This window comes from Wolbachia endosymbiont of Cylisticus convexus (assembly GCF_003344345.1).
In genome coordinates, this window is record NZ_QPIP01000064.1 from 1 (window position 1) to 9,665 (window position 9,665).

At 33.9% G+C, this 9,665-nt stretch carries 10 protein-coding genes and 1 pseudogene; 4 read left to right on the forward strand and 7 right to left on the reverse strand.

All coding sequences use genetic code 11. The features are described from left to right. Nucleotides 1-235 precede the first annotated feature (235 nt). A pseudogene (locus Wcon_RS06755) lies at nucleotides 236-924 on the forward strand (IS256 family transposase); the annotation flags it as partial. 409 nt (nucleotides 925-1,333) lie between these two features. Here the strand turns inward: Wcon_RS06755 and Wcon_RS06760 are convergent. The 3 genes from Wcon_RS06760 to gshB form a co-directional block, all read right to left on the reverse strand. After that, nucleotides 1,334-1,741 carry a vWA domain-containing protein gene (locus Wcon_RS06760; protein ID WP_114517671.1) on the reverse strand — a complete coding sequence of 136 codons (408 nt, stop codon included), beginning with the start codon at nucleotides 1,739-1,741 and terminating at the stop codon, nucleotides 1,334-1,336. After that, complete coding sequence (locus Wcon_RS11450; protein ID WP_153295407.1) at nucleotides 1,738-1,914, reverse strand: hypothetical protein; 177 nt, start codon at nucleotides 1,912-1,914, stop codon at nucleotides 1,738-1,740. Before Wcon_RS11450 ends, Wcon_RS06760 begins: the two co-directional genes overlap by 4 nt. Nucleotides 1,915-1,997: 83 nt before the next feature. After that, entirely contained in the window at nucleotides 1,998-2,921 is a 924-nt protein-coding gene (gene gshB, locus Wcon_RS06765; RefSeq protein WP_114517672.1) for a glutathione synthase, read from the reverse strand. A gap of 63 nt (nucleotides 2,922-2,984) precedes the next feature. Between gshB and bcp the strand changes: the two genes are divergently transcribed. Beyond that, on the forward strand, nucleotides 2,985-3,452 hold the full coding sequence (gene bcp, locus Wcon_RS06770; RefSeq protein ID WP_114517673.1) for a thioredoxin-dependent thiol peroxidase: 468 nt from the start codon (nucleotides 2,985-2,987) through the stop codon (nucleotides 3,450-3,452). Nucleotides 3,453-3,460: 8 nt separating this feature from the next. Further along, nucleotides 3,461-4,540 carry a DNA replication/repair protein RecF gene (recF, locus tag Wcon_RS06775; RefSeq protein ID WP_114517674.1) on the forward strand — a complete coding sequence of 360 codons (1,080 nt, stop codon included), beginning with the start codon at nucleotides 3,461-3,463 and terminating at the stop codon, nucleotides 4,538-4,540. A 3-nt stretch (nucleotides 4,541-4,543) separates the two neighbouring features. Here the strand turns inward: recF and Wcon_RS06780 are convergent, their stop codons facing one another. The 3 genes from Wcon_RS06780 to Wcon_RS06790 all read right to left on the reverse strand — a co-directional run bounded on the left by Wcon_RS06780 (nucleotide 4,544) and on the right by Wcon_RS06790 (nucleotide 8,091). Further along, the gene (locus tag Wcon_RS06780; RefSeq protein ID WP_114517675.1) at nucleotides 4,544-5,707 is read right to left on the reverse strand and encodes an aspartate kinase; all 1,164 of its coding nucleotides are present in this window, start codon (nucleotides 5,705-5,707) and stop codon (nucleotides 4,544-4,546) included. 93 nt (nucleotides 5,708-5,800) lie between these two features. Continuing rightward, complete coding sequence (locus Wcon_RS06785) at nucleotides 5,801-7,513, reverse strand: monovalent cation:proton antiporter-2 (CPA2) family protein (protein ID WP_114517676.1); 1,713 nt, start codon at nucleotides 7,511-7,513, stop codon at nucleotides 5,801-5,803. A gap of 5 nt (nucleotides 7,514-7,518) precedes the next feature. Next, nucleotides 7,519-8,091, reverse strand: coding sequence for a thioredoxin family protein (locus tag Wcon_RS06790; RefSeq protein WP_114517677.1), 573 nt, complete (start codon nucleotides 8,089-8,091; stop codon nucleotides 7,519-7,521). Nucleotides 8,092-8,195: 104 nt separating this feature from the next. Between Wcon_RS06790 and tmk the strand changes: the two genes are divergently transcribed. Beyond that, nucleotides 8,196-8,789 carry a dTMP kinase gene (gene tmk / locus Wcon_RS06795; protein WP_114517678.1) on the forward strand — a complete coding sequence of 198 codons (594 nt, stop codon included), beginning with the start codon at nucleotides 8,196-8,198 and terminating at the stop codon, nucleotides 8,787-8,789. Between the two features lie 347 nt (nucleotides 8,790-9,136). Here tmk and Wcon_RS06805 read toward each other — a convergent pair. Continuing rightward, nucleotides 9,137-9,665 (reverse strand): IS4 family transposase (locus tag Wcon_RS06805; protein ID WP_114517656.1); only part of this gene is annotated, 529 nt, incomplete at its 5' end.

A 9,665-nucleotide genomic window follows, 5' to 3' on the forward strand; every position in this document is an offset into this window, starting at 1 on the left:
TTGTACCCTGCATTGTCCATTCCATTAGCTTTACTACGCTCGTTACCTTATGTAGCATAATGGTTTGTTCTAGGCTGTTGGCTAGACTTTGCCTAAGTTGACCAACTGAATTTTACGCACTTTGCTTGGCGCACCCATATCATACCACCATAACTGTACGAACATTGTGTGATATAAGAGATCAAGAATGACGTCAGCTGACACTGGTTAGCTATAGTAGAAATATCAAACATTACTACTGCCAGTAATCAATGAATGGCGCAGTCGTCCGCTGCAATCTGTATATCCAATAGTGTTTATGGTTTTTTAAGGAGTTGCGTAAGTAAATGTATGTATAACATATTAGCAAAATGGCAGAAAAGAAGTTTTATTTGGCTGAAAGCGAAGTTTTGGTTGGGAGTGCTAAATGACCTTAAAGAGAGAGGAGTAGAGGATTGCATGTATTAAAAAGCTTTCCTACAGCGATAAATAGCTAAAGCAGAAATGTATAGTACACCAGATAAGAAATTCTCTAAAATATGTATCGAGCAAAGATGTAAAAGTTTTCATGAATGATCTGAAAAAAGTATACCGTGCTGCAAGTAGAGAAATTGCCGAGAATTATTTGCTTGAGTTGGAAGAAAAATGGGGAGAAAAGTATCCTCTAGTTTTGGCAGAATAACTGGGAAAATTTGTCCAGTTATTTCAAATATTCTGGGCCAGTTAGGAAGCTAATTTATACTACTAATCCTATTGAGGGGCTGCATAGGCAGATCAGAAAATTTACCAAGACTAAGAGTTCATTTACCAACACAAATGCCTTGTATAAGCAGGTATATTGTGCTATAAAAAAAGTAGAGCAAAAGTGGACTACAGCTTTGCCTTTTAACTATGTCTCAACTTGACATCTTCTTTCCTGGTAGATTGAAAATCGAGTTGAATTAAAAATTCGGTTTGACACAGTTTATTTAACCATAGGCGTCAAGTTAAGGAAAAGTGGCATAAGAAAGAAGAGAAGCGGTAAAAATTATTTTAGATATTAAACGATAAAATTAGTAATTTATAGACTCTTTTAAAAAAATTATCTTATTTTAGATCAAGATTTCTTAAAAAATAAATACAACAAATAAGATATCTACCTTAAATGGTTGCTATATTGGGCGTATTCTCTTAACTTGACGCGTATGGTTTATTTAACACTCCCTAATCTTTTTACAGAGATTTAAAATAGCACTATTGCGATTCACACTAGATCTTAATGATTCTTTTGTACTATCCAATTGTTCTATTATCAGGAGGAAATTTACATGCCGTTAACCACCTTCTGTGATACTACTTGTTATACTTTCAACACTTATGATTCTATATGTCGAAATTTTCCTTCAATAATCTTCTTTACATCATGTGGTAGGTAACATTCACCTTTTTCATTTATGCGGCTACTATGACCATCAGACAATAAAATTACAATAGTGTCATCTTTTGGCACTTCACTAAAAGATTTAAGTTCTTTGATCTTGAGCATACCATGGTAAATTGAAGTGCCTACATCCAATTTTATATCTTCTTTCTTTTTTGCAAGATCGTATATATCTCCTCCGTCAAGTAAGACTTGAGCTTCCTTATTAAAGGTAATCATACTGTAAGTATTATTAAGATGTTTTTTATCGCTTTCATATGCTATATCAAAAATAGATTTTTTAGCAGCCATAGTTTTAGAGGTATTTTCACCTTCATCTGATATCACATCCTTACTTTTCATGCTTGAACTTGTATCGACAACAAAAATAAAATGCTTTTTTCTAGCTTTACATCGCAATCATAACCTATGCTTAACAATGCTGTGTTATGTACTTGCGTTGAATTCGCGTGTTTACTTGCCTTAATGCTTTTAACTTCTACTGCTGCAGGATTTTTTAATTTAATTGTAAGCATATACTACCTCACATCTTTATAAAAAGATTATAACACCATGGTTAAACTACAATTAACGCAATAGCATACTTTTTCTTTGAACTCTATACCCTTGAATTTACCTTTTCTTCAAATGCATCCCAAAGGTCTTTTTCCAGCGATATATTGTATAATTTATTGATGTAAACTACTCCCGTAGGTGAAGTTGTGTTAATTTCAAGAAGGAAGTCATCTATAATATCAATACCAACAAATATTAGCCCTCTTTTCTTCAGCTCAGGACCAATTTTATTACATATTTCATTGTCTCTATCATTCATTTCAGCAGATTCAAAACTTGCCCCAAGCCGCACGTTTGTTCTAATTTCTCCGCTGGTTTTTGGAACTCGTTTCATTATCCCTATTGGTTTACCATCTAGCAATAGTATCCTCTTATCTCTGTCTATGTTTTTGCAAAATGCTTGCGCAATTACAGGGCATTCATATTTTGCAATCATGAGCTCTACTACTACTTGAATACTATTTTCATCTTGTACTCTTATTACGTCAATTCCTCCATAACTGTACAATGGCTTCAGAATAATATCCTTATGATTGTTGCAGTAAAAATCTCTGATCATCAATATATTTTCAGTAATCAAAGTTGAAGGAATTAGTTCTGGAAATAGTAAGGTAATTAACTTTTCAGGACAATTTCTTATCTCCGTTGGATTATTAATTACCAATGCACTGGTTTTTTCTAAAATATAGGTAGTTGTGATGTAACGCATATCAAAAGGTGGGTCCTGCCTGATAAGTATGATGTCCATTTCATTCAAATCGATGTCTACATCTCTTTTAGAAGTAAAACCAAAATCATCAACGCTGACTTTCTGAGCAAGGGCTATTGGCTGATTTAATCTGAGTGCTAGATTATTAGGGACATAGACAAAAATTTCGTGCTTTCTCCTCTGCGCTTCTTTTATTAATGCAAATGTAGTATCAGTTTCGAAGTTTATACTTCCATCCATTTGAAAAGCTACTTTCATTTATCCTCCCTTCCTATTACAATATACTATAGTACCATAAAAGTGTTATTAATGGAGCAAAGTATGGAATTAACAGTAGGAAATAATGCACCTGATTTTAGCTTGCCAACAGATTCTGGTGAGATTTTATCACTGAGTGAATTTTTTGATAAAAAAAATGTAGTCCTTTATTTTTATCCTAAAGACGATACTCCGGGCTGTACAATAGAGGCAAAGGGCTTTAGAGACAAAATAGAAAATTTCTCTTCTCTTGACACAGTGATAATTGGTGTATCAAAAGATAGCGTTAAGTGCCACGCTAACTTCAAAGCAAAATATTCTCTGCCATTTTCTTTGGTTTCTGATGAAAATGCTGAAATGTTGGGAAAATATGGTGTTTGGGTAGAGAAGAACATGTTTGGCAAGAAGTATATGGGAATAGAACGTACTACTTTTTTAATAGATAAAAAAGGTAAAGTAGTACAAATTTGGAAAAATGTAAAAGTTAGTGGACATGTTGATGAGGTTCTAGAAGAAGTAAGGAAAATATAAATTAAAGAATGACTACCCATTGCTATATAAAAAAACTGAAATTATATAACTTTCGCAATCATTCAAACTTTGAGCTGGATTTAGATGATAAACCAGTTGTAGTAACTGGCAAAAATGGTATTGGGAAAACTAATATACTTGAAGCAATCTCATTGCTTGCTAAAAGCAACGGAATGAAAAAAGCAAAAACTAGTGAGATGCAAAATAGGCTCAGTAATGAAGGTTGGGTAGTGTACTATGATTTTTTCAATGGAGCAGACCTTAACTCAATTGGTATAGGAAAGAATCTTAATAAGAAACTAATACAAATTAATGGGAAAACGCAGTCAAGTTACTCATCTCTGTATAGAATATCTAATGTAATATGGCTAATTCCACAAATGGACTATATTCTTCTTAATTCTCCAAGCGACAGGTTAAAATTTTTAGACCGTATCGTCTCACTGTTTGAAGAAAATTACACTTATTGCTATATGAAATACAGGAAAGCTAAACATGAGCGAAGTAAATTGCTTAGAGAGAATATTTTGGACGAAAATTGGCTCTCTAGTCTTGAAAACGTCATGGCTACCAATGCAGTTGATATTTTACGTATGCGGTTGTCTGTTTTAAAAATACTAAAGTACACAATTGATAACCATTCTTGTGAGTTTTTTCCGAAGGCAAGTTTGAAATTCAGCAGCCAACTAACTTTGGACGATACTGCAGAATATTTTCAGAATCGTCTAAAGAAAAACAGAGAAAAAGACTCATTAACTGGTAGAGTAACCTTTTCTGTGCATAACGATAATTTTCGGGTTTCTTGCCAAAAAAGGGACATGCCAATAAATCTGTGCTCCACTGGAGAACAAAAATTATTACTGCTTTCTATCATCTTATCCAGTGTAAAAGCAAGGTGTATTCACCACAATAAAGCACCTCTTCTTCTGCTTGACGATATAATGTCGCATCTGGATAAACATTATAGAAAGGCGTTAATAGAGGAAGTGTTAAGTATTCAATGTCAAACTTGGATAACCGATATAAATCAAGATAATTTCAATAACTACCTTTGCTCTTTCAAGTTTTTTGAATTATCAAGTAAATAAATTTCAAGCGTGCTGATATACATCAAGCTCATATTCAGTATGTAAATCTCTAATTAAAGCCTCAGCGTGTTTTTTTTGAACAACTATACTGATCTTGGTTTCAGACGTTGTGATAGCAAGTATTTCTATCTTCTTTTCGCTTAAAACCTTGAGTGTGCGGTACATCACAGACATAACACCAATACCAATTATTGAAATTTTAGCCACATTATCGTTTATAGCATAACTTTCACTCTTATTCAGGAACTTCTTCATTAAATCAATATCAAATTTAGAGATAGCAAAACTTGATCCATTTATCATACCAATTTTAATATTTGCTCCTGCCATATCTCTTAAAGTACTCAGGGTATTTGCAGGGTTAGTAAAAGTTACAAGAGCTTTGTTAGTGCTATAAGTTATTCCAGTAATTAAGTGTTTTTCCAATACATCCTTTTCGTGAAGTACTGTAGTACCTTCGACTTTCTTAAAAGTAGATAGCACTTGCATCTTAATATTATGCTTCATTGCAAGTTGTACTGAACGATTATGTAATATTTTAGCACCAGATGATGACATTTCCAATATTTCATTGTAAGAGATAGATTTAAGCTTGCGTGCCCTTGGAACAATTTTTGGGTCTGCTGTATATATTCCGTCAATATCAGTAAAAATTTCACAAGTTCTAATACCAAAGGCTACCGCAAAGGCAATTGCTGATATGTCAGATCCTCCTCTGCCAAAAGTAGTGATTCTATCACCATGTATACCCTGAAAACCAGCAATGATTGCAGCCGTATAACCCTCAGCAAAAGATCTTTTTACATGGTCAATTTTTATTGTTTTTATTTTAGACTCAGAATAAAAATTATCAGTTACAATTGGTAATTGCCAGGCGAGCCATGATTTAGCATTAACTCCGATAGATTGAAGAGTGATAGCTAATAACCCGCAAGAGATTTGTTCTCCTGCTGAAAGTAGGACATCATACTCTGATAACTTTTGTCTACAATTTAAATTTGAAATTTGCCTAGCTTGAAAAGCCATTTGGTCAGTGAATCCTGCAGCAGCAGATACAACAGCGATTACATTACAACCTTTCTCAATATCGTTTTTTATCAGGTTTGCAACTCGATTTAAGTCAGTTAGCGAAGTCCCACCAAATTTTTTTATGATTATTTTGTTCATAGTTATAATAAGGTCAATTTTTTACCTTTCTAGAGAGTATAGTTGTTTAATTAAATGTGTTTTTTTCTGGTCACTAATTAAAGTGATAGAGGACTATTCATCTTTATCAAGGTCCTTTAACATACTGTAGTTACCTTTTCTAAATTTACCTTTTAAAGATGTAACTCCACTTTCGCTAATTCCACTTAAACTTAATGCTGCTCCACCTAGCTGCAATCCAATTTCAGACGTCTCGGGAATAATTTTACTAGCCCCTAGATCTTTATAAATCTCCACATTATTCAAATCTGGTAAACGTATTATAATATTTACATGCGGGAAATTTGCCGCAACTAGAGAAACTATTTTCTTTATAGTAACTTCGTTCTTTATTGAAACCACAAGAGCTTGGGCTCTTTCTATTCCAACTGATTTTAAAATTTCATGTCTTGTAGCATCTCCAAGATATATAGGAAAACTGTCATTTTTTCCTTCTTTCACTATTTTTGATTGAATATCTACAACAACATAACTTAAGTGCTCTGCAGTAAGCATTTTTGTTACCATATATCCCACTCTACCAAACCCAGCAACTATTACGTGGTTATAAAGGTCTTGTGTGTCTGTTTCAATTGCTTCATCGTCTAGTATTACTTTTTCAGTGCTAAATGAATTTGTTATCCAGTCTCCAATTCCTGATAAAAGAGGAGTAAAAGCCATAGTTACTGTAGTTACCATCATAAGTACTTGAGCGATTTCACTTGGTAGTACATCTAACTCATCTGCTAAACGGAATAAGATAAATGCAAATTCACCGCCTTGGGCAAGCAGTAACCCAGCTTGTATTGCAGGCGCACTTCTAAACCCAAAAAATCTACACAATGTATATATAATGGACGTCTTTAAAACGATAAGAATAATTGATAATAAAGTAACGAGCGGTAACTTATTGAGTAAAAGATCAATATCAATAGACATGCCAACGGTCATAAAAAATAAGCCAAGAAACAAGTCTTTAAATGGTAATACCGCATGTTCTACTGAATGCCTGTGTTCTGTTTCCGCAACTAGCAACCCAGCAACAAATGCACCTAATGCCATCGATAAATGAAATTGCTCAGTAATAAACGCTGATCCTAATATTATGAGAAGTGTTGTTGATATAAAGACTTCATTACTATCCATTTTGGCAATAACCGAAAATAAGGGCCTCAGTAATAACCTACCAGTTACAAATATCAACACTAATGCAATAGCTGCTTGCATTAATGAGCCTGTTAACGAACTTATTAAGCTGTGCTCAGAATTGCCAGTAAGGAGAGGCACTAGTACTATCAGAGGTACCACTGCAAAGTCTTGCATTAGTAGCACTGCTATCGACAATCTACCAACTTGGCTTGCTTGAGAACCCTTTTCTTGCAGAACCTGCAACACTATTGCTGTTGAGGATAGTGTGAGTCCGCCACCAATAATTGCTGCCATGTTTGTACTCACTCCAAAGGCGAGAGCAATGCACCATATTGCTATCATGGTAACTATAACTTGAAGGGAACCAAATCCGAACACATGCATACGCATGGCAATAAGACGTTCAAATGTCAATTCAAGACCTATAATGAACAATAGGAAAACTACACCAAATTCTGCAAAATTATCCATTACTTCAGCTGAATGTATCAGATTAAATCCATGAGAACCAATCAATGCGCCTGCAACAAAGTAACCAAGCACCGGGCTGATATTCATTTTCCAAAACGCTATGACTATGAATACAGCAGCAGAGAGTAAAATTATAATATCAAACAAATGCTGAGAGCCACTGTGCATGATATTTACCCTGTAGAATTAGACCATTTAATTGAGCAACCAATACTTGATTTTTGGTCAACTGGAGGATTGCTAGTTTCTGCAACAAATTTCATGGCTTGAAATAAATCACTACTTCCTATTTCGTAATTTTGAACTTTCTCTTTTTTTGCGTTGTTAAAACGTCCACGATAGCAGAGGGTTAGGTTGGAATTAAAGCCAAAAAAATCAGGGGTACAAACAGCACCATACTCTTTAGCTACTTCTTGGTTACTGTCAATCAAATATGGAAATGTAAACTTATTTTCCTTGGCAAAATTAATCATGTTTTCAAAGGAGTCTTCTGGGTACTCATTCACATCATTTGGCATTATTGCAAATGTATTTACCTGATAATCTTTCTCCAATAAATTAACATCGCTTATTAGATTGCTAATAATTGATTGAACGTAAGGACAGTGATTGCATATAAACATTACAATAAGACCATTTTTCTCACAGCAGTCACTTAATGCATAATATTTGTTATCCACTCCCAAGAGATTGAAATCCTTTGCAGTAAAACCAAAATCTACCCCAGGAGTATTCAGTGCAACCATAGCTTATAGAGTTTTTTACTTTATATAACTTATGATCTTATTGCTTAAATGTCAAACGGTTTCTATGTATACTGTTTGCATTTAGCGTTGTAATTATAAAACTTATGTTCATAACCTTCGAAGGAATAGATGGTTCTGGTAAAACAACACAGTCTGAGTTACTTGCAAATTATTTCAAGCAAATTCGCGGTGAAAGTAATGTGGTATTGACTCGAGAACCAGGTGGTACTGATTTTGCAGAAAAAATAAGAGGATTACTACTTAAGGATAATATTGATCCCATCTCTGAACTTTTATTACTTATTTCAATGAGATATGAACATATGAAAAAATTAATACTACCAGCTCTTAAAGAAGGAAAGACAGTTATTTGTGATCGATTTATCGACTCAACTATTGCATATCAAGGATATGGGTTAGGTGTTGACTTAAGGCTAATAAAAGACTTACACAAATTGGTGAAGATTAAATACCCAGATATCACATTTATTCTAGATATTGATGTTCAAGTTGGGCTCAGCAGAGCAAAGGATAAAAATAAATACGAAGAGATGAACGTTGATTTTTATAATAAAGTTCGAAAAGGATTTCAAGAAATAGCTGTAAAAGAACCCAATAGGTGCAGTGTTATTACTGGAATTGAAACAAAAAGTGATAATCACGTACACAATGAAATTATTGATATTGCAAAGACTTAGCTATACTTATTGAACTTTTGCTAATTTAAACAGTTACTGTATTAACCTATGGTAAAAAATTATCAATTTTAGGTAACGTTATTTCATATGAAAGATTCTCTTTTTGATTAGCTAAAAAATTTTGTATTTCATCTTTAGGTTTTTCACTTATTGTTCTATATGTTCTTGCACGATTAATTAGCTGGAGAGTAGACCAACGGAACTTCCCCACCAGTCTCCATAAGTGTTGAAAGTATCACAAGTGTCCAATGATAGAAAATATTTGGAGACCTCTTTCTCACTCTTCCTAGAAATTGCTTTGCTAGTCTTCCATGATCTCGAAGTTTCCTATAGTTGGTTCCTTACTATTACCCATAAGTATAAAGTTCAGTAGCAAGCCTCCATCCTTCTGATAAATCAAAGAGACGTCTCCATCCTTTCCAAAGGGTAATAGGTCCAGGTTCTGGGTCATTTTTTCTGGCTAAGTGGCCTCCAAGCTGAGCAATCCATGAAACAACCTCTTTTATAGTAGGAGTTACATTTGGGCATTTGTGTATTTTCGCGTATAAAACTTTCCACTCTTCTTCAGCTAATAAAGTAGTGCACGGTAGTGTTGGATTGGTTCTTGCAATTGTTGTAATAAAAAAAATTCTCCAAGCAATAACACTCATAACCGTTAAATACCTCATTAATCTTTCTGCTGTTTCAAGTCTACATTCTTCAACTTTAAGGCCAGATTTTAAAATTTTATGAAGTATCTCTATCTTCCATCTAAGACAATACCAACTAACCTTTTCAACTGCCTCATCAAAAGTATTGACAGGAAGATTCGTTAAAAGCATCCACTCTAGCGGACTTGCTTCAGGAGGACAGAACAACATAAACTGCATAAAGTGG

Excerpts from the sequence above, each read along its gene's own strand:
- Wcon_RS06760 (WP_114517671.1), bottom strand. The coding sequence starts at position 1,741 with ATGAAAAGTAAGGATGTGATATCAGATGAAGGTGAAAATACCTCTAAA.
- Wcon_RS11450 (WP_153295407.1), bottom strand. The coding sequence starts at position 1,914 with ATGCTTACAATTAAATTAAAAAATCCTGCAGCAGTAGAAGTTAAAAGC.
- gshB (WP_114517672.1), bottom strand. The coding sequence starts at position 2,921 with ATGAAAGTAGCTTTTCAAATGGATGGAAGTATAAACTTCGAAACTGAT.
- bcp (WP_114517673.1), top strand. The coding sequence starts at position 2,985 with ATGGAATTAACAGTAGGAAATAATGCACCTGATTTTAGCTTGCCAACA.
- recF (WP_114517674.1), top strand. The coding sequence starts at position 3,461 with ATGACTACCCATTGCTATATAAAAAAACTGAAATTATATAACTTTCGC.
- Wcon_RS06780 (WP_114517675.1), bottom strand. The coding sequence starts at position 5,707 with ATGAACAAAATAATCATAAAAAAATTTGGTGGGACTTCGCTAACTGAC.
- Wcon_RS06785 (WP_114517676.1), bottom strand. The coding sequence starts at position 7,513 with ATGCACAGTGGCTCTCAGCATTTGTTTGATATTATAATTTTACTCTCT.
- Wcon_RS06790 (WP_114517677.1), bottom strand. The coding sequence starts at position 8,091 with ATGGTTGCACTGAATACTCCTGGGGTAGATTTTGGTTTTACTGCAAAG.
- tmk (WP_114517678.1), top strand. The coding sequence starts at position 8,196 with ATGTTCATAACCTTCGAAGGAATAGATGGTTCTGGTAAAACAACACAG.